Source organism: Rhizobium leucaenae USDA 9039, from assembly GCF_000426285.1.
Lineage (GTDB): Bacteria > Pseudomonadota > Alphaproteobacteria > Rhizobiales > Rhizobiaceae > Rhizobium > Rhizobium leucaenae.
The window spans coordinates 116,671-136,309 of the sequence record NZ_AUFB01000004.1; the positions used below are offsets into that span (position 1 = coordinate 116,671).

The 19,639-nt window shown below is 60.5% G+C and carries 20 protein-coding genes and 1 pseudogene; 12 read left to right on the plus strand and 9 right to left on the minus strand.

All coding sequences use genetic code 11. The features are described from left to right. Window positions 1-35: 35 nt before the first annotated feature. From K290_RS0107600 to K290_RS0107630, 7 genes are all read right to left on the minus strand, one after another. Window positions 36-626 carry a DUF2585 domain-containing protein gene (locus tag K290_RS0107600; protein ID WP_028751347.1) on the minus strand — a complete coding sequence of 197 codons (591 nt, stop codon included), beginning with the start codon at window positions 624-626 and terminating at the stop codon, window positions 36-38. Continuing rightward, window positions 623-1,342 (minus strand): septation protein A, encoded by a 720-nt coding sequence (locus tag K290_RS0107605; protein ID WP_037135098.1) that lies wholly within the window; start codon window positions 1,340-1,342, stop codon window positions 623-625. The genes K290_RS0107600 and K290_RS0107605 overlap by 4 nt, the downstream gene beginning before the upstream one ends. Continuing rightward, on the minus strand, window positions 1,339-2,850 hold the full coding sequence (gene ftsY / locus K290_RS0107610) for a signal recognition particle-docking protein FtsY (protein ID WP_028751349.1): 1,512 nt from the start codon (window positions 2,848-2,850) through the stop codon (window positions 1,339-1,341). The genes K290_RS0107605 and ftsY overlap by 4 nt, the downstream gene beginning before the upstream one ends. Window positions 2,851-2,873: 23 nt before the next feature. Then, on the minus strand, window positions 2,874-4,148 hold the full coding sequence (gene mtaB / locus K290_RS0107615) for a tRNA (N(6)-L-threonylcarbamoyladenosine(37)-C(2))-methylthiotransferase MtaB (RefSeq protein WP_028751350.1): 1,275 nt from the start codon (window positions 4,146-4,148) through the stop codon (window positions 2,874-2,876). Continuing rightward, on the minus strand, window positions 4,145-5,050 hold the full coding sequence (gene dapF, locus K290_RS0107620; protein ID WP_028751351.1) for a diaminopimelate epimerase: 906 nt from the start codon (window positions 5,048-5,050) through the stop codon (window positions 4,145-4,147). The genes mtaB and dapF overlap by 4 nt, the downstream gene beginning before the upstream one ends. A gap of 111 nt (window positions 5,051-5,161) precedes the next feature. After that, window positions 5,162-5,797, minus strand: coding sequence for a hypothetical protein (locus K290_RS0107625; RefSeq protein WP_154668565.1), 636 nt, complete (start codon window positions 5,795-5,797; stop codon window positions 5,162-5,164). A 206-nt stretch (window positions 5,798-6,003) separates the two neighbouring features. Then, window positions 6,004-7,023, minus strand: a complete 1,020-nt coding sequence (locus K290_RS0107630; protein ID WP_028751353.1) for an MBL fold metallo-hydrolase — start codon at window positions 7,021-7,023, stop codon at window positions 6,004-6,006. Between the two features lie 324 nt (window positions 7,024-7,347). Here K290_RS0107630 and ffh point away from each other — a divergent pair, with 324 nt between their 5' ends. The 6 genes from ffh to K290_RS0107665 all read left to right on the plus strand — a co-directional run bounded on the left by ffh (window position 7,348) and on the right by K290_RS0107665 (window position 11,972). Then, a complete protein-coding gene (gene ffh, locus K290_RS0107640; protein ID WP_028751354.1) occupies window positions 7,348-8,928 on the plus strand; it encodes a signal recognition particle protein in 1,581 nt (526 codons plus the stop codon). A 17-nt stretch (window positions 8,929-8,945) separates the two neighbouring features. Further along, window positions 8,946-9,248, plus strand: coding sequence for a chorismate mutase (locus K290_RS0107645; protein ID WP_028751355.1), 303 nt, complete (start codon window positions 8,946-8,948; stop codon window positions 9,246-9,248). Between the two features lie 134 nt (window positions 9,249-9,382). Then, window positions 9,383-9,742 (plus strand): 30S ribosomal protein S16, encoded by a 360-nt coding sequence (gene rpsP / locus K290_RS0107650; protein ID WP_028751356.1) that lies wholly within the window; start codon window positions 9,383-9,385, stop codon window positions 9,740-9,742. Between the two features lie 122 nt (window positions 9,743-9,864). Beyond that, the gene (rimM, locus tag K290_RS0107655; protein ID WP_028751357.1) at window positions 9,865-10,437 is read left to right on the plus strand and encodes a ribosome maturation factor RimM; all 573 of its coding nucleotides are present in this window, start codon (window positions 9,865-9,867) and stop codon (window positions 10,435-10,437) included. Between the two features lie 7 nt (window positions 10,438-10,444). Next, complete coding sequence (gene trmD, locus K290_RS0107660) at window positions 10,445-11,137, plus strand: tRNA (guanosine(37)-N1)-methyltransferase TrmD (RefSeq protein WP_028751358.1); 693 nt, start codon at window positions 10,445-10,447, stop codon at window positions 11,135-11,137. A gap of 187 nt (window positions 11,138-11,324) precedes the next feature. Continuing rightward, window positions 11,325-11,972, plus strand: a complete 648-nt coding sequence (locus K290_RS0107665) for a VOC family protein (RefSeq protein ID WP_051263956.1) — start codon at window positions 11,325-11,327, stop codon at window positions 11,970-11,972. A gap of 96 nt (window positions 11,973-12,068) precedes the next feature. Here the strand turns inward: K290_RS0107665 and K290_RS0107670 are convergent, their stop codons facing one another. Next, window positions 12,069-13,523, minus strand: a complete 1,455-nt coding sequence (locus K290_RS0107670; protein WP_028751360.1) for an NCS1 family nucleobase:cation symporter-1 — start codon at window positions 13,521-13,523, stop codon at window positions 12,069-12,071. A 374-nt stretch (window positions 13,524-13,897) separates the two neighbouring features. Between K290_RS0107670 and rplS the strand changes: the two genes are divergently transcribed. The 5 genes and pseudogenes from rplS to leuC all read left to right on the plus strand — a co-directional run bounded on the left by rplS (window position 13,898) and on the right by leuC (window position 18,035). Next, complete coding sequence (rplS, locus tag K290_RS0107675; protein ID WP_028751361.1) at window positions 13,898-14,437, plus strand: 50S ribosomal protein L19; 540 nt, start codon at window positions 13,898-13,900, stop codon at window positions 14,435-14,437. A gap of 200 nt (window positions 14,438-14,637) precedes the next feature. Beyond that, window positions 14,638-15,435: pseudogene (locus K290_RS33905) on the plus strand (basic amino acid ABC transporter substrate-binding protein). A gap of 34 nt (window positions 15,436-15,469) precedes the next feature. Further along, window positions 15,470-16,348, plus strand: a complete 879-nt coding sequence (locus K290_RS0107685) for an amino acid ABC transporter permease (RefSeq protein WP_028751362.1) — start codon at window positions 15,470-15,472, stop codon at window positions 16,346-16,348. An 84-nt stretch (window positions 16,349-16,432) separates the two neighbouring features. After that, entirely contained in the window at window positions 16,433-16,555 is a 123-nt protein-coding gene (locus tag K290_RS38725) for a hypothetical protein (protein WP_280749438.1), read from the plus strand. Window positions 16,556-16,625: 70 nt separating this feature from the next. Beyond that, complete coding sequence (gene leuC, locus K290_RS0107695) at window positions 16,626-18,035, plus strand: 3-isopropylmalate dehydratase large subunit (protein WP_028751363.1); 1,410 nt, start codon at window positions 16,626-16,628, stop codon at window positions 18,033-18,035. An 86-nt stretch (window positions 18,036-18,121) separates the two neighbouring features. On the opposite strand, the gene K290_RS0107700 is transcribed toward leuC, so the two are convergent. Continuing rightward, window positions 18,122-19,018: an EamA family transporter gene (locus K290_RS0107700; protein ID WP_028751364.1), complete on the minus strand. Its 897-nt coding sequence runs from the start codon at window positions 19,016-19,018 to the stop codon at window positions 18,122-18,124. A gap of 81 nt (window positions 19,019-19,099) precedes the next feature. Here K290_RS0107700 and K290_RS0107705 point away from each other — a divergent pair, with 81 nt between their 5' ends. Beyond that, window positions 19,100-19,612 (plus strand): MarR family winged helix-turn-helix transcriptional regulator, encoded by a 513-nt coding sequence (locus K290_RS0107705; protein ID WP_028751365.1) that lies wholly within the window; start codon window positions 19,100-19,102, stop codon window positions 19,610-19,612. The last annotated feature ends 27 nt before the right edge of the window (window positions 19,613-19,639 follow it).

Here is a 19,639-nt window from a genome sequence, read left to right on the forward strand (position 1 = left end):
GCGCCCCCTCTCCCCGATGGGGCGAGGGAAAGAAACTAAAGCCCGCCCTGCCAAGTCTTGATCGCCTCGATCGGCCAGACCAGCATGATGATGTTCAGCGTGAGATTGTCGCGGATCAGCCAGCCGGTGAACACCTCGAAGAAAATGGCGATCACGATGGTCAGCGCCACCGGCGCGCGCCATGCGAACAGGAAGCCGACGACCATGAACACCGCGTCCATCGCGGAGTTCATGATGCTGTCGCCGAAATAGTCGAGCGAGATCGTCGCCGTGCGGTAACGATTGATGATGATCGGCGAATTCTCGAGCAGCTCCCAGCCGGATTCGATCAGCATGGCAACGAACAAGCGCATCGACAGGGGCTTGCGGCGCATGATCAGATGCGTCAGCCCAAAGAACAGGAAGCCGTGGATGATGTGCGACGGCGTGTACCAGTCGGCCATATGCTGCGAATTGCCGCTGGATTTCACGACGGGTTCGAAGAGCTTGACATAGCCGCAGGTGCAGATCGGCACCCGGCCCATCATATATTCCGCAACGATCTGGACGAGCAGGACCATCGCGCAGGCAATGAACCAGAAGCTCTGCTGCCGATAGCGATTTTCGGCGTCAGCCAGCGTCGTCATTCTTCGGCTTCCGCTGGCGGATTGACCGTGTGCTTCATGATCAGCGGCATCTGCGACAAGGTGAAGATGATGGTGATCGGCATCGTACCCCAGACCTTGAACAGCACCCAGAGATTATCAGCGGCTTTGACATCGGGCAGGTAATACCAGTTCGACCCGCGCCAGACGATTTCGTTGAGCACGGCGAGAAACAGGAAGAAGATGCCCCAGCGCAGCGTGAGCTTGCGCCAGCCTTCGCTATCCAACTGGAAAGCCGCATTGAAGACATAGCCGAGCAGCGATCTGCCGAAGGCAAGCCCGCCGAGCAGCACCACACCGAACAGGGCGTTGATGATGGTCGGCTTCATCTTAATGAAGGTCTCGTTCTGCAGATAGATGCCGAGCGCGCCGAAGGTGACGACGACGATGCCGGAAACGAAGGGCATCAGCGGCAGATGACCGAGCATGATCTTCGAGACGATGAGCGAGGTCACCGTTGCCGCCATGAACAAGGCGGTTGCGACGAAGAGCGGACCGCCGAGTGCTGACAATGCCGGAAAATGCTGCACCAGCCATTCGCCACGCAGATTGCCGAAGAAGAAGACCAGCAACGGCCCAAGTTCCAGAACCAGCTTCAGCAGGGGATGATGCTTGTCGGCAGCACTTGGGGTTAGGTCACTGTCGCTGGTCGTCATTGCGGCACTCTCACTATCATCGAATTTGGTCTTGTCGTTCATTGACCGATCCCGGCAATGGCCTGGGCAAAATCCTCGGCCTCGAACGGCTCGAGATCGTCTACACCTTCGCCGACGCCGATGAAATAGACCGGCAGCTTATGCTTGGCCGAGATGGCAACGAGAATGCCACCGCGCGCCGTGCCGTCGAGCTTGGTCATGATCAGCCCGTTGACTCCTGCGATGTTGCGGAAGATTTCCACCTGATTCAAGGCATTCTGGCCCGTGGTCGCATCCAGCGTCTGCAGGACGGTATGCGGCGCATCCGGATCGAGCTTGCCGAGAACGCGGACGATCTTTTCCAGCTCCGCCATCAGCTCCGCCTTGTTCTGCAGGCGGCCGGCGGTGTCGATGATCAGCACATCGCTCTTGTTGGCCTTGGCCTGCTGGAAAGCATCGAAGGCGAGGCCGGCGGCATCGGCGCCGAGCTTGGTGCCGATGAATTCCGACTTGGTGCGGTCGGCCCAGATCTTCAACTGCTCGATGGCGGCAGCGCGGAAGGTATCGCCGGCTGCGACCATGACCTTCAAACCCGCGCCGGACAGTTTCGCGGCAAGCTTGCCGATCGTCGTCGTCTTGCCGGTGCCGTTGACGCCGACGATCAGGATGACATGCGGCTTATGACCGAGATCGAGCTGCAACGGCTTGGCGACCGGCTTCAGCACCTTGGCGATTTCCTGCGCCATGATCCGGCTGACATCCTCGCCGGTCACATCCTTGCCGTAGCGTTCCGAGGCCAGCGTATCGGTGACCCGCATGGCGGTCTCGACGCCAAGATCAGCCTGGATCAACAGGTCTTCCAAATCCTGCAGGGTCTGGTCGTCCAGCTTGCGCTTGGTGAAAAGCGCCGAAATCTGACCGGTAAGCTGCGACGAGGTGCGCGCCAGGCCGGCCCGGAGGCGCTGGAACCATGAAAGCTTCTGCTTGGGGGCTTCCGGAATGGGAGCTGGAGCGGGGGCGGCCGTGGAGAAGCCCTTGGGGAGGATGGGGGATGCGGCCGGGGTTTCGGCGGTTTCCGATGAAGGTTCTGAGTCTGTTGGAGATTCTGTGCTTTCCGACGAGAACTCCGAGTTTGTCGAGCCTGCGTCACCCCCCTCTGTCCTATCGGACATCTCCCCCTCAAGGGGGGAGATCGTTTCGGAGGTGGTCTCGTCAGGCTTATCACCAACTTCAGTCGCCACAGGATACTCTGCCGAAACAGCTTTCTCAGCCTCGATTACCTGAGCATTCAACGCAACGCGAACGTCTTCCGCTTGCGCATCGGCCTGCTCTTCTGGTTCGGAAGGCGCAGCATCCTCCAAACGATCTCCCCCCTTGTGGGGGAGATGTCCCGAAGGGACAGAGGGGGGTGACGCAGGCTCGGCAAATTCGGACGCAGCGGAAGATTCCCCAAGAGGCGCCTCTTGCGCAGCAGCCGCTTCCTCAACCGGCGAAACCTCACCCGGCGCCTGCTCTTCCACCGGCTTTTCGCGGCCGAAGGTGAAGACTTTTTTGATGAAATTGAGCGCCATGAATATTCCGTGAGCGAGTAGGATCAGGCCGCGTCGGCGGCCGCAAGTTGCATGTCGAGATGCTTGCCATTGTGGCCGGTGATCGCCACCTGCACAAGATCGCGCGGCCTGAGGCTCGGGGCTGCGACAAGCGTGAAGTTTTCCGTATGCGCCAGCCCGTTATTCTCCACAAGCAGCCATTGCCGCGTACCGACCATGGAGTCGAGATGGGACTGATGCAGTTTTTGTCCAGCCAAACGCAGCCGTGCAGCGCGTTCCTTGATCAGCGCGCGGTCGAGCTGCGGCATCCGCGCAGCCGGCGTCCCCGGACGCGGGCTATAGGGAAAGACATGCAGATGCGCAATGCCAACCTCTTCCGCCAGGCTGACGGCATTCTCGAACATCGCGTCAGTTTCGGTCGGAAAACCGGCGATCATATCGGCGCCAAAGCTCATTTCCGGCCGAAGACGGCGGGCATCCTCGATAAAATTGATAGCATCGGCGCGTGAATGCCGTCGCTTCATCCGCTTCAGGATCATGTCGTCGCCGTGTTGCAGCGACAGATGCAGATGCGGCATGAAGCGCGGCTCATCGGCAATCAGATCCATCAGATGCCGGTCGGCCTCGATGCTGTCGATCGAGGACAGCCGCAGCCGGCTGATTTCAGGGATCTGCTTCAATAGCGTCTTTGCCAGAAGGCCAAGCGTCGGCTGGCCGGGCAGATCGGCGCCGTAGCTGGTGGCATCGACGCCGGTCAGGACGATCTCGCGATAGCCGCTTTCGACCAGTTTGCGCGCCTGGCTGACCACCGCGCCCATCGGCACGGAGCGCGAATTGCCGCGGCCATAGGGGATGATGCAGAAGGTGCAGCGATGGTCGCACCCATTCTGTACCTGGATGAAGGCGCGCACATGCCCGTCGATATGCCTGATCATCTGCGGCGCGGTCGCCCGCACGCTCATGATGTCGTTGACCCGCAGCTTCTCCTCCGCCGAAACGCCGAAATCCGGCAGCGAGCGATAGGAAGCACTCGTCAGCTTCTCCTCATTGCCGAGCACGGCATCCACTTCCGCCATTTCGGCAAAAGCGTGCTTTTCCGCCTGCGCGGCGCAGCCGGTGACGATGATGCGGGCATGCGGATTGTCGCGCCGCGCGCGGCGGATCGCCTGACGCGCCTGGCGCACGGCCTCGCCGGTTACAGCACAGGTATTGACCAGGATGGCGTTGTTGAGCCCGGCGGCTTCCGCCTGCGACCTCATCACTTCGGATTCATAGGTGTTGAGACGGCAGCCGAAGGTGATGACCTCGACCCCGCTCACCGCGCCTGAGCCCCCTGCTCCTGATCGCGCGTCCAGCGACCCGTCACGGGATCGACGACACCGGACCACTCCCATTCCGCGGGGCCGGTCATGACGACGTGATCATCGCTTTCCCGCCATTCGATGGTGAGCTGGCCTGAGGCGGGGGCAGAGGCAACATCGATCGTCACCTTGCGGCCGGTACGGCCGGTGCGCGCTGCGCAGACGGCGGCCGAACAGGCGGCCGAGCCGCAGGCAAGCGTCAGCCCCGCGCCACGCTCCCAGGTGCGCGTGCGCAGCATGGTCGGCGAAAGCACCTGCGCCAAGGTGATATTGGCGCGCTCGGGAAACATCGGATGGTTTTCCAGCAGCGGCCCGAAGCGGGCGAGATCGTAGGACATCGGGTCCTTGTCGACCCAGAAGATCGCATGCGGATTGCCCATCGACATGACCGAGGGCGAATGCAGGACTGGATTGTCGATCGGCCCGATCTGCAGCTCGATGCGGCGCGTGTCGGCGAATTCCTCGGCGAGCGGGATCTTGTCCCAGGCGAAGACCGGCTTGCCCATATCGACCGAAATCGTACCGTCCTCGTGCTCGATGGCATTCAGAATGCCGGCGACGGTCTGGAAGGTGAACATCTTCTTGCCGGTTTCGGCCGCAAGCGCCTGCACGACGCAGCGCGTACCGTTGCCACAGGCCTGGGCCTTGGTGCCATCGGAATTCAGAATATCGATCCAGGCGTCGGTGCCTTGCGCCTTCGGATCGTGGATTGCCATGATCTGATCGAACTCCGTGGCCGGATCCGCATTCAGCGCAATCGCCGCAGCCGCCGTCACCACGTCCTTGCGGCCGCGCATGTCGACAACCAGGATCTTGTTGCCAAGCCCGTTCATCCGCGCGAATTCGACCGTATTGCTCATAGTGGTATGTCCGTCAGTGTTTTCGAGCTGTATATGGCGGAAATGCGGGGGAATTACCAGTGGCATGATGGGCCTACGGCGTCGGACATCGGACCGGGCCAAGAGGGAGCGTCAATTATCTAGACGTAGCTCGGTTGCAAATAATCCGTAGCGAGTGCCGTGGCCGGCAACGATGATATGCGTGCCGGTCTTAAGGCCTTGCCTGAACTCATCGGAAACACCGCACACCCTGTCGAATCCGACTATAAGACCCTGAAGTTCCAAGGGTGAATAGCAATGCTTTTCATAATGATTGTCGGCGCGCCCCACCGTGTAAGCAAGCTCTTCGTGATGCCCAGCGACCAAGGCCAGGATGATCGGCCATGCGATGATCGCCACCAATCTCCCTCCAAAATACCCCATGATCGGCGAAAACAAGACATACAACGCCGGCTTCAGCTTGCCTTCCAATGTCCCGTCCTGCAACTTCTGTATGACTCCAAAGAGCACAAGCGAGCACAAAAGCAGGGCCGTGATGCCGCCCGCTACGGTGCCCAAACGATCAGTCGCCGAAACCCATTCAGTCGAAGGAAGAAAGCGATAGCCTGTTAACGCGCTACAGAGCGCTTCGACGAAGAGGAATAGGAGGCAAAAAAGGAACCAACATGAAGCCGCAAGCACAGCCGCTCTTACCACGGGATGCCTAATTTTCCAGTCCACTGATCCGCCCATCGAACAATCGCCGCTGAAACTGATGTTGCGATTCATATCGTATACTATCGGTTGTTGTTTCAAGATGTTCGCACGAGCTAAGATCGATTATTTGTGCCTTATGTCGCGGTATGGTTGAAATCACCACCGGGCGCAGCCGCCGCTTCCGATCCGGCGTGGAGCATCGAGGCCTGCTCAACCTGGTATTCAAGCACCGGCCGTCCTATTTTGCAGGGCGGCTGAGCATGGGTTTGCATTACCTGTCAAACAACCGGCACATCGAACACTTCCCCCGCTCTCAGCGGCCGGAACCGGTCGGCATCTATGCCCTCGGCCTTCAAGGCCACATCCAGCGCCTTCACCGGTGCATCGATTGCCTCGTCAGTGAGCTGGAAGGTCGCGAAATGATGGCCGGCGACGTGGGCGGCGTTGCAGAGCTTCATGCCCTGAACCGCCTCTTCCGGATTCTGATGCTGGCCCTTCATGAACCAGCGCGGCTCATAGGCGCCAAAAGGCAGGATCGCGAGGCGGAAGCCGCCGTGCTTTTGCCGCGCCGCCTCGTAATATAGGCCGCCGTGAAAGCCGGTATCGCCGATATGGTAGATCTTGCCGACGGGAGTCGTGATGACGAAAGCGGCCCAGAGCGCCATGCGGCGGTCGCCGGCGCCACGCGCCGACCAGTGATGGCAGGGCTCGGCGTCGACGGTCACCCCGTCGGCGATGGCGATGCGATCGCCCCAATCCATCGTCGTGATCCGGGCATCGGGCGCCCCGCGGCGGATAATGGCATCGTTGCCGAGCGGGGTCAGGATTTTCGGCGCATGCGTCTCGTGCAGCCGCTTTAGCGTCGCGAGATCGAGATGGTCGTAGTGATTGTGCGAGACCAGCACGAGATCGATCGGCGGCAGGTCTTCGAAGCGGATGCCGGGCGGTACCGCCCGTTTCGGTCCGATGAAGGTGAAAGGGCTGACGCGTTCCGACCACACCGGATCGGTCAACATGTTGAGCCCGGCCGCCTGGATCAGCATCGTGGCGTGGCCGACCATGGTCACCCGCAACGCGTCGCCGAAAACCCGGCTGTCGGGCTTGGCCGGGGGAATTAGGCTGACGACCGGACGCGGCCAACGCGCGCGCCCGCCGCCGAGTTGCCATTTCAACAGGTCGCGGAAGCCACCCGGTTCCACACCGTCCGGATTGAAGAAGCGTAGCCCGTCGAAATGATCGGAGATGGGACCTTGATAATAGGGGTTCGATGTCTTCCGGAAGCCGGGTTTGTCTGTCATGAATGCGCCGATGGATTTTTCTCTCGGCCAGATGTGGGGCAAACATCAGGCTTTTGAAAGCCTTTCGGCTCTCTCGGCTTGACTTTCCCACCCGTTTCCTGTTTATCCCCGCCATCTGCGACGAGCACAAGCCTCCGAGCCACCGACCGGGACCCGTTAAGGTATAAAGAGATCCCGGAGGTCAACACCCGACAGCGCGATGCGCCCTCGGGTGCTTTTTGGCTTTGCGTCTTGTTTTCGTCATGGAAAAGCACGACGTTTTCGGGCGAGGAACCGCGCAAGTTGCGCAAGTCCAAATCCCAAGCGATCGATAAGGAAGAATTGATGTTTGAAAACCTCCAGGACCGTCTTGGTTCCATTCTGAATGGACTGACTGGCCGCGGCGCGCTTTCGGAAGCCGATGTTTCCGCAGCACTCCGCGAGGTTCGCCGCGCGCTGTTGGAAGCCGACGTGGCGCTGGACGTCGTGCGCTCCTTTACCGATCGCGTCCGTGAAAAGGCCGTCGGCGCCGAGATCCTGAAGTCGATCAAGCCTGGCCAGATGGTCGTCAAGATCGTTCATGACGAGCTGATCGAAATGCTCGGCGGCGAAGGTGTCGGCATCGACCTCAACGCCCCGGCTCCGGTCGTCGTCATGATGGTTGGTCTACAAGGTTCTGGTAAGACGACCACCACGGCGAAGATCGCCAGCCGCATGACGAGCCGCGACCGCAAGAAGGTCCTGATGGCCTCGCTCGACACGCGCCGTCCGGCCGCGCAGGAGCAGTTGCGCCAGCTTGGCGTTCAAACGGGCGTCGACACCCTGCCGGTCATCGCCGGCCAGTCGCCGACCGATATTGCCGCACGCGCCGTGCAGGCGGCCAAGCTCGGCGGCCATGACATCGTCATCCTCGACACCGCCGGCCGTACGCATATCGACGAGCCGCTCATGGTCGAGATGGCGGACATCAAGAAGAAATCGAATCCGCATGAAATCCTGCTGGTCGCCGATAGCTTGACCGGTCAGGACGCCGTCAATCTCGCCCGCAATTTCGATGAGCGCGTCGGCATCACCGGCCTCGTGCTGACCCGTATGGATGGCGACGGCCGTGGCGGTGCCGCCCTTTCGATGCGCGCCGTCACCGGCAAGCCGATCAAGCTGATCGGTGTCGGCGAAAAGATGGGCGAGCTGGAAGAATTCCACCCCCGCCGTATCGCCGACCGCATCCTCGGCATGGGCGACATCGTCTCGCTGGTCGAAAAGGCGGCGGAGAATATCGACGCCGAAAAGGCGGCCGCCATGGCTGCCAAGATGGCCAAGGGCAAGTTCGATCTGAACGACCTCGCCGACCAGCTCAAGCAGATGCAGAAGATGGGCGGCATGGGCGGCATCATGGGCATGATGCCCGGCATGGCCGGCATGAAGGACAAGATGGCCGCTGCAGGCCTCAACGACAAGCTTTTCGGCCGCCAGCTCGCCATCATCTCCTCGATGACCAAGGCCGAGCGCGCCAATCCCGACCTCCTGAAGCATTCCCGCAAGAAGCGCATCGCTAGCGGCTCCGGCACCGACGCCTCCGACATCAACAAGCTTCTGAAGATGCACCGCCAGATGGCGGACATGATGAAGATGATGGGCGGCAAGGGCAAAGGCGGCATGATGAAGCAGCTCATGGGCGGCCTTGCCGGCAAGATGGGCCTCGGCGGCGGCATGGGCGGCATGCCAGACCTTTCGAACATCGATCCCAAGCAGCTCGAAGCCCTGCAGAAGCAGGCGGAAGCCGCTGGTATCGGACGTCCCGGCGGTATGCCGGGCGGATTGCCGGGTCTTGGCGGCGGCGGCGGTTTGCCGGGTCTCGGCGGCGCCAAGCTCCCCGGCCTTGGTGGTGGTTTGCCGGGACTGCCCGGTTTGCCGAAGAAAAAGTGAGAAGGATCGCAGACCCGATGATTGATCCAGACGTCAAAGCCCAACTGGGCAACTACCGCCAGTCGATCGACAATATCGATGCCGCACTGGTGCATATGCTGGCCGAACGCTTCCGCTGCACAAAGGAAGTCGGTGTGCTGAAGGCCAAATACAATCTGCCGCCGGCTGATCCGGCGCGCGAGGAATACCAGATCGAACGCCTGCGCCGCCTGGCAAAGGACGCAAATCTGGACCCGGATTTCGCCGAGAAGTTCCTGAACTTCGTCATCAAGGAAGTCATCCGGCATCATGAACAGATCGCTGCTGATCTCAAAGCATGATCCCGAACCGAAGGACCGCGTAGCAAAAAGTGTGAAGCGGTTTTCGGAAGAGATCATGCGACACACAAGACAGCAGCGCGAAGTAACCATACCGCCAAAACGAAGCGGTCAAGAAAAGCCTAAGGAGTAAAGACATGGCACTGAAAATTCGTCTCGCCCGCGGTGGCTCCAAGAAGCGCCCGTATTATCACGTCGTCGTTGCCGACGCTCGCTCGCCACGCGACGGCCGTTTCCTGGAGACCCTCGGCTCCTGGAACCCGATGCTTGCCAAGGACGACGCCAAGCGCGTTGAACTCAAGGCCGAGCGCATCAAGCATTGGCTCGACCGCGGCGCCCAGCCGACCGACCGCGTTCTGCGCTTCCTCGCCGAAGCCGGCATTGCTACGCGCGAAGCCAAGAACAACCCGGAAAAGGCAAAGCCGGGCAAGCGCGCCCAGGAACGCGCTGCTGAAAAGGCACAGAAGGCTGCTGACGCCGCCGCTGCTGCTGAATAATCGGCCGCGACGCCTATTTGAAACGGGTGGCATGGCGACATGCCGCCCGTTTTTTGTTCCCATCGGCGAGCGTTCATCTTATGAGAGAACGCAATCGATCTTCTGGCAGTCGGCACAGGACCATGACGAAACTTGAAAACCCGGTATTGATGGCCACCATCGGCGCCGCGCAGGGCCTGAGAGGCGAAGTGCGCGCCCGCGCATTCACCTCCGATCCCACAGCGCTCGGCGACTACGGCCATCTGCACAGCCTCGACGGCCGTACCTTCGAAGTATTGGAAATCCGCGAAGCCAAGAACGTGGTGATCGTCCGCTTTCGCGGCGTCAACGACCGCAATGCCGCCGAGGCGCTGAACGGGCTGGAACTCTATATCGAGCGAGACAACCTGCCCGACGACGAGCTGGAGGATGACGAGTTCTTTTATGCCGATCTCGAGGGCCTGGAAGCGGTCGATGACAAGGGCACCGGCTATGGCACTGTCAGCGGCATCTATGATTTCGGCGCCGGCGACCTGCTGGAGTTGAAAGGCCCCGGCAAGCGCCCGGTACTCATCCCCTTTTCAGAAGCCGCCGTGCTGGAAATCGATCTTGAAGGCGGGAAGATCCTGATCGACCCGATGGCGGCAGGCTTGGTCGACAACCCCGACGAGTTCACCGGCAAGCCACCGAAGCGCTCCGGCAAAACAAAGAAATGACCCGGCCATGAGTTTCCGGGCAACCATCCTGACGCTGTATCCGGAAATGTTTCCGGGCCACCTCGGCGCATCTCTCGCCGGCAAGGCGATGGAGCGCGGGCAATGGTCGCTGGACACCGTGCAGATCCGCGATTTCGCCACCGACAAGCACCGGACCGTCGATGATACGCCGGCCGGCGGCGGGGCCGGCATGGTGCTGAAACCGGACGTGCTTGCCCGCGCTATCGACCACGCCAGTGAAAACGACGATCGCCCGCGGCTGCTGATGAGCCCGCGTGGAAAACCGCTGACTCAGAAGCGCGTTCGGAAACTCGCCGCCGGCGACGGCGTCATCATCGTCTGCGGCCGTTTCGAAGGTGTCGACCAGCGGGTGATCGACGGGCGCAATCTCGAAGAGGTCTCGATCGGCGATTACATCCTCTCCGGAGGCGAGCCGGCGGCGCTGATCCTGCTCGACGCCATCGTCCGCATTCTGCCCGGCGTCATGGGCAACGATCTTTCCGGCCTGCACGAAAGTTTTGAAGGCGGCCTGCTCGAACATCCGCAGTATACGCGGCCGCAGGTCTGGGAAGGCCGCGAAATCCCGGCGGTACTGACGTCAGGCAATCACGGCGCCATCGCCAAATGGCAGAGGCAAGAGGCGGAGAAACTGACGAAAGAACGCCGGCCGGATTTGCTTGATCAAACGCCCAGGGAGTAGCCGATCGAAGGGGGGCGCCTGCCGAAACCCCATCGTTCAATCGAAATTCTACACAATCCCAGATAGCACATTCTCCCGCTAATACCTCAGGGTAATTGATCTGGCTGCGTGCCATCCCTATTATCCGCCTGCTTGAATTTGAACATGTGTCATTCCTCTCAAGGCACCCAAACCTAAGGAGCTGAGCATGAGCAATTCCCTTGATATGAAATTCGAGATTGTCGTCATCCCAGTTTCGGATGTCGATCGCGCCAAGCGTTTTTACGATGGACTGGGTTGGAGGCTTGACGCCGATTTCGCCTCCGATGATGGCGGCTACCGCGTTATCCAGTTTACGCCGCCGGGCTCCGGTTGCTCTGTTATCTTCGGCAAGAACGTCACCGCGGCAGCACCCGGCTCCGCAAAGGGGCTCTACCTGATCGTCTCCGACATCGAAGCCGCCCGCAAGGAGCTGCGCAGCCGCGGCGCCGAGATCAGCGAGGTGTTCCACAATGCCGGCGGCGTTTACGCCGGCGCGGACGAACCCTATCTGTTTGGGCGAATTCGGGTCAGCGGTCGCGATCCCGATCACCGCAGCTACCGTTCCTTCGCCTCGTTCAACGATCCGGACGGCAATGGCTGGCTGTTGCAGGAGATCACGGGAAGATTGCCCGGACGCGTGGACGCGAATACGACGACGTTCACCTCGCCGGCCGATCTCGCAAGCGCGCTCCGCCGCGCAGAGATGGCCCATGGCGAACACGAGAAGCGGACCGGCAAGCGTGATGAGGAATGGCCGGCTTGGTATGCCGAGTACATGGTCAGCGAGCAGGCCGGCAGGCCGCTGCCATTATAAACTATGGTGACCCGGCGAATTTGCTTGATCCGCCACTTCAGGAGTGGCGGATCAAAGCTTTGTGGCAAATGCCCGACCGAAGCCGGACATCGCATATTACTTTTGCAAAGCGGCGGCAGCCGGTGCGCCGCGCATCCTCAGCACATAATAGACCCCGCCGCCGATGGCGACGCCGAAGAACCAGCCATAGGTCCCCCACCAATCCGGCAGAATGCTGGTGAAGGTCGGCAGGATCGACGAGAACAGGCCGCCGATGACGAAGGCGATCAAAGCGTTGACGTGCCAGCCGCTCTGGAATTCGAACTCGCCATTCTCATGATAGAGCGCCTCGACGTTTAGCTGACCTTTGCGGATCAGATAATAGTCGACCATCATGATGCCGAAGATCGGGCCCATGGTGGAACCGATGAAGTTGACGAAATGCGCGGCACCGGTCTCCCATGGCGCGAAGGGATAAAGCACCAGCGCGATCAATGCTGCGATATAGCCGCCGCGCTTGAAGCTGATGTGCTTCGGGAAGACATTGGCGAAGTCGAAGGCCGGCGAGACGAAATTCGCCACGACGTTGATGCCGAGCGTCGCCACCGCGAAGGTGAGCGCCGCCAGCAAGGCCAGGAACCAACTGTCGAATTTTGCCGAGATCGCTTCCGGATGCAGCAGCACTTCGCCATAAACGGCAAATGCTGCCGTGGTCGTCACGCCCGCAACGAGGCAGAAAGCCAAAAGGTTGATCGGCAGACCCCAAAGATTGCCTTTGCGCAGGGTTTTCGTGTCCGTTGCATAGCGCGAGAAATCGCAGAAGTTCAGATAGAGCGCCGCAAAATAGGTGATCCAGGTCGCGGCGACTGCGGCAAGCGCGGCAAAGCTGCCCGGTTCACCCGGCACGCCGGCGTCCTTGGTCTTCTCGAGCAGCACATCTCGCGGAATTTCGGCGCCGAAGGAGAAGGTGCCGGACTTCACCACCAGATAGACGGCAAGAAAAAGCATCATCACCCAGACCGCCGGACCGGCCCAATCCTGAAACTTGCGCACCGTCTCCATGCCGTGCTGAATGATCAGCAACTGCAAGGCCCATACGATGACATAGCAGATGATTTCCAGCGTGGAGTGGCCGAGCAAGTGGCTGTTCTGATGGAAGGCAAGAATGCTGTCGTTGCGCGTCAGCAGTGCGACGATCGCACCGGAGGCGGCCGCCGTCTGCGCGCCATACCAGAAGCAGGCAACGACGGCGCGGACCAGCGCCGGCAGATTGGCGCCGAATGTGCCGAACGAAGCACGCGCCAGCACCGGGAAGGGCACGCCAGTCTTGACGCCGGCGTTTCCCACAAGGCTCATGAAGAAGAAGATCACCAGCGAACCGATGCCGATGGCGATGACGAAGTTGATGAAGCTGCCGCAGAGCAGAAAAAGACTGGCGGCGAGATAGTAGCCCCACAGACTATGGACGTCCGAGGTCCAGACGTTGAAAATACTGAAAGCTCCCCATTTCCGCTCTTCGGCTGGTGCTAGATCCTCGTTGTAAAGCGAGGGCGATGGATTATTCACTGTCATGACTGCCCCTTTTCTCAGTTCCCCTGGCGAAACTTTTTGTCAGTTCCCCTAACGAGAGAAGTGTGCCGCACGACGTGAATTTTGACAATTATTTAAACGCTTCGGATATCGGCTTATTTTTTAGCCAGCGGACGGAGTGCGCCCCTCAAAAGCGACGTCTCGCTCATAAAATTGCCCCATAAAGGGGTGACAAAGCCGCGACAATAGGATATGTGCGCGCCCGGCATGGGAAATTTCCCATCAACCACCAAAGAAAAGCAGACGTATTCGCTCCTGCCTTCGCGGGCATATATCCAAGGCGAGACCTATAGGTCCGACCAAAGATAGATCGTTCAGGGCGCTCTGGCTGTTGAACCAACAAAGAGGTTGATAACATGAACATCATTCAGCAGTTGGAAGCCGAACAGGCCGCGAAGATCGAAGCCAAGCGCACCCTTCCCGAGTTCTCGGCCGGCGATACCGTCCGCGTCAACGTGAAGGTCACGGAAGGCAACCGTACACGCGTTCAGGCCTATGAAGGCGTTTGCATCGCCCGCTCCGGCGGCGGTCTGCAGGAAAACTTCACCGTCCGCAAGATCTCCTACGGCGAAGGCGTCGAGCGCGTATTCCCGGTTTACTCCCCGATGATCGAAAGCGTCGAAGTCGTTCGCCGTGGTAAGGTCCGTCGCGCCAAGCTCTACTACCTGCGCGACCTGCGCGGTAAGGCTGCTCGTATCGTCGAAAACACCGGCACCCGCGCCCGCAAGCTCAACGATTCCGAGCGCCAGGCCATTGCCGACGAAAAGGCTCGCGTCGAGGCTGAAAAGGTTGCCGCAGCTCAGGCTCTCGCAGCCGAAAAGGCAGCAGCAGAAGCCGCCGAAGCAAAGGCAGCAGCCGAAGCCGCTGCAGCCGCCGCGGAAACGGCAGCAGAATAAGCTTTCCCCAGGGATTGCAGAGATCAAGGCGGCCTTCCGGTCGCCTTTTTTGTTGCGGGGAAAAAGATGAAGGAAAATTCTCCGCAGACCACGAGCTTTGGAGCGGCTTTTCTGTTTTTATCATCGCCGCCATGGCAATAGCCTTGCCATTCGCTTTCTAAATATGACAATTTTCCATCACACTATCCGGGGAGATTTCCATGGCATTCCGTCGTTCGTTCCTTCTGGGCCTTACCGCCCTTGTGCTTGCACCCTTTGCCTCCTTTGCCGCCGAGCTGCCGAATCTCAACGGCAAGACCGTCGTTGTCGTCACCGAGAATGCCTATCCGCCCCTGCAATTCGTCGACCCCAAGTCGGGCAAGCCGATCGGCTGGGAATATGATGCGATGAACGAGATCGCCAAGCGGCTGAACTTCAAGGTCGAGTAACAGAACACAAGCTGGGATGCGATGATCCAGGCGGTCTCCGAAGGCCAGTACAACATCGGCATGACCGGCATCACCATCAAGGAAGACCGCAAGCAGAAGGTCGACTTCTCCGATCCCTATATGCGCTCGCAGCAGTTCATGCTGGTGCGTGGTGACGAGAAGCGCTTCACGGATGCCAAGAGCTTCGCCGCTTTTAAGGAAGGCCTGATCGGCGCGCAGCCAGGCACGACTCCCTTCTACACCGCCGTCTATGAAGTCCTCGACGGCAACGAGCAGAACCCGCGCATCAAGACCTTCGAAACTTTCGGAGCGACCGTGCAGGCGCTGAAGACGGGCGATGTCGATCTGGTGCTGACCGACGGCACCGCCGGCAAGGGTTATGTCGACGCTTCGAACGGCGGCCTGAAGCTGATCGGCGACCCGCTCGGCACCGAAGATTTCGGCTTCATCTTTCAGAAGGGCTCCGATCTCGTTGCCCCGATCAATGCAGCGATCGCCAGCCTCAAGGCCGACGGCACCTTCGAAGCGCTGAACAAGAAGTGGTTCCTCGACTATAAGATGGGCCAATGAGCCCTGCAGATCGACATACTGGAAGCCCGCTCTGATGGCACCATTGGCAGGCCCCGGCGGGCCCCACGGCAAGGAGGACTTTCCCTGGTGGTTGGTCGCCCTCGCCATACTTGGCGTCGTCGTTTCCATCGCAATCGCGGCAAACGGCCTTTACGCCCAGATCTTCTCTCTTCTGCTCAACGGCATCGGCGTCACGATCTTCGTGACGCTGGTGGCATTTACGCTTGCCATGCTGCTAGGCCTCGGACTTGCGCTGCTCGGCCTGTCGGACTTCCTCGTGCTGCGGCAGGTCGCGCGCTTCTATATCGAGATCGTGCGCGGCATTCCGATGCTGGTGCTGCTCTCCTACGTCGCCTTCGTCGGCACACCGGCCTTCGTCGCCGTCTATAACGTCATCATCTCGCCGTTGATTTCCATCGGCTGGACAAGCCCGCTTGTGGTACGGGACGTGCCGTTCGTCTGGCGCACGATCATCGCGCTGACGATCGGCTATTCGTCCTTCATCGCGGAGATCTTCCGCGCCGGCATCCAGGCGGTCGACCAGGGCCAGATCGAAGCGGCAAAGGCGCTGGGCCTCACCCGCTTCCAGCGCTTCCGCCTCGTCGTCTTTCCGCAGGCGATCCGCGTCATCCTGCCCCCGCTGTCCAACGACTTCATCGCGATGGTGAAAGACAGCTCGCTGGTTTCCGTCCTCGGGGTGGCCGATATCACCCAGCTTGCCAAGCTCTACTACTCGGCCAATTTCCGATACTTCGAAACGCTTTCGATCCTCGCCTTCATCTATCTGTTGCTGACGATCGGTCTGTCGCTGCTGCTCAGGCAACTCGAAGCGTGGATGCGCCGACGTTCAGGCAGCGATCGCTCTGCATTCCGCCGCATGGCGGCGGCACAGCCGCCGGGTGCGCAAGTGTGATTGGTGCGGCCAAATGCCGGCCCTTCCCTACACACCCTATCGCCGCCATTGCCGAAGGTTTTGAAAATTGATATGAGCATGCCCATGAATAAGATCATGAGCAAAGACGGACAAGTCGTCACGGCTTTCGTGCTGCAGGACCATAAGCGCCTGCCGGCCCGATTCTTTGCGATGATTTCGGGCGCGCTCAACAGCCGACTTCGCTGATCACTCCCGAGGCCGGCGGTCCTGATCCGTCACTCCCCATTTTCGACAATGCCAATATGGATCTTTAGCCATGAGCGCTCCACGCACCCTTTACGACAAAATCTGGGATGACCATCTCGTCGACGCCCAGGACGATGGCACCTGTCTCCTCTACATCGACCGTCACCTCGTTCACGAAGTGACGTCGCCGCAAGCCTTCGAAGGCCTGCGCATGACCGGCCGCAAGGTCCGCGCGCCGGAAAAGACGCTCGCCGTCGTCGACCATAACGTCCCGACCTCTCCTGACCGCCATCTCGGCATCAAGAACGAAGAAAGCCGCATCCAGGTCGAGGCGCTCGCCAAGAACGCCGCGGAATTCGGCGTCGAATACTACTCCGAGAACGACAAGCGCCAGGGCATCGTCCACATCATCGGCCCCGAGCAGGGCTTCACCCTGCCTGGCATGACCATCGTCTGCGGTGACAGCCATACCTCGACCCACGGCGCCTTCGGCTCCTTGGCGCACGGCATCGGCACCTCCGAAGTGGAACATGTTCTGGCGACCCAGACGCTGATCCAGAAGAAGGCGAAGAACATGCTCGTGCAGGTCGACGGCCAGCTTCCGCCCGGCGTCACCGCCAAGGACATCATCCTCGCCATCATCGGTGAAATCGGCACTGCTGGCGGCACCGGCTACGTCATCGAATATGCCGGCGAAGCCATTCGCTCGCTGTCGATGGAAGGCCGCATGACCATCTGCAACATGTCGATCGAAGGCGGCGCCCGTGCCGGCCTGATCGCGCCCGACGAGATCACCTTCGAATACATCAAGGGCAAGCCGCGCGCGCCGAAGGGCGAAGCTCTGGAACAGGCCATCGCCTACTGGAAGACGCTGAAGTCGGACGAAGGAGCGCATTACGATCGCATCGTGACGCTCGATGCCGCCAACCTGCCGCCGATCGTCTCCTGGGGCTCGTCTCCGGAAGACGTCGTCTCCGTTCAGGGCATCGTGCCGAACCCGGACGAGATTCAGGACGAGACCAAGCGTGCCTCCAAGTGGCGTGCGCTCGACTATATGGGCCTGAAGCCGGGCACGCCGATGACCGAGATCAACGTCGATCGCGTCTTCATCGGCTCCTGCACCAACGGCCGCATCGAGGACCTGCGTGCCGTCGCCAAAGTCGTCGAAGGCAAGACGGTGGCATCGACTGTCGACGCCATGATCGTTCCGGGCTCCGGTCTTGTGAAGGAACAGGCGGAAGCCGAAGGCCTCGACAAGATCTTCAAGGCTGCCGGCTTCGACTGGCGCGAACCGGGCTGTTCCATGTGCCTTGCGATGAACGACGACCGCCTAAAGCCGGGTGAGCGTTGCGCTTCGACCTCGAATCGCAACTTCGAAGGCCGCCAGGGCTTCAAGGGCCGCACCCATCTGGTGTCGCCCGCCATGGCCGCAGCCGCCGCGATCGCCGGCCACTTCGTCGATATTCGCGAATGGAACTGATTGGTTTTAGGTAACCGATGGAAAAGGCGGCTTTCGGGCCGCCTTTTTTGTTTGTGCGATGGACGAAGTAGATTGCCGTCGCCGCTCTATCGTTTCGACGCGATTGTCGGATCGGCGGGCGCTGATTTCCCGGCCGAAGGAAGCTGCGTCCGCTGACTGAGCCAGACGCTGCCAAGCACGATGGCAATACCGAATATCTGCATCGGACTTAGCTGCTGACCGAGCGCTGCCCAGCCGAGGATCACCGCGGTCATGGGACTGAGAAAGCCGAGCGGCGAGACGACGGATGGCTCCAGGCGCGACAGGCCGCGAAACCAGAGAATGTAGGTGAGCGCCGCTCCGATCAGGCCGAGATAGGCAAAACCTAAGATATTGGCGGGAGTCGGAAAGGGAAGCGGCGGCTCTATCATCATGGCGAAAGGGAGCAACAGCAAGCCGCCTGATGTCAACTGCCAGGCGGTGAAGGTGAGCGGCGAGACATCCGGCCGCCAGCGCCGGCTGAGTACGGTACCGGCCGCCATGGAGACAGCACCGCCAACCCCGGCCGCAATGCCGAGCGGATCGAGCGCCGCCCCCGGCGTAAGGATCAGCAAGGCGACGCCGACAATGCCGGCAAGGGCCGCCGCGATGGACAAGCCGCGGATCGGCGAGCCCAGCAAAAGGCGGGCGAGCACGATGACGATCAGCGGTTGGATCGCACCGACAGTTGCCGCCACTCCGCCCGGCAGCCGGTAGGCGGAAATGAACAACATCCACCAGAAGATGGAAAAATTCAGCGCGCCAAGGACGAGCGATCTCGCCCACCAGATGCCGTGCGGCAATCGCCTGACAATCGCGAGCAGAAGCAGCCCTGCGGGCAGCGCACGCAACAGGGCGACCGTGAGGGGATAGCCGGCGGGCAAAAGCTGCGTCGTCACCAGATAGGTGCTGCCCCAGATCGTGGGCGAGACGGCGGTCAGCAATAGGTCGGAATTGCGCGTCATGTCATGCGTCCAAATTTACCTTGACCTCAAGATAATTCAAAATATCTTGACGTCAAGGTTTTTCCATGGCGATGTCTGGACATGGATCGCATCGACAAGATTCTTGCCCAATGGAACCGGGAACGGCCCGATCTCGACACCACCCCGATGGGATTGATCGGCCGCCTCGGAAACGTCGCCCATCATCTCGGCCGTGAGATGGATCGGACTTTCGCGCAATTCGGCTTAAATCGCGCAACCTTCGACGTGCTGGCGACCCTGCGCCGCTCAGGAGCGCCCTATGCTCTCTCGCCCAGCGATCTGATGGCCGCCATGATGGTCACCTCCGGCACCATGACCAACCGCATCGATCAACTGGAAAAAGCAGGCCTTGTCGCCCGCGGCACCAATCCCGAAGACGGCCGCAGCTTTCTGGTGTCGCTGACCGAAAAGGGATTTGCGCTGATCGACAGCGCAGTGGCGGCCCATGTCGAGACGCAGGCCCGTCTCGTCGCAAGCCTGTCGGAAGAGGAGAGAGCAGCGTTGAACGCATTGCTCGGCAAATATTTAGCCGACCTCGAAACCTCTGCGCTGGAGAACTCCGCCGCAAACTGAACCTCCGAAAAGTGGCCCGCGGATCAC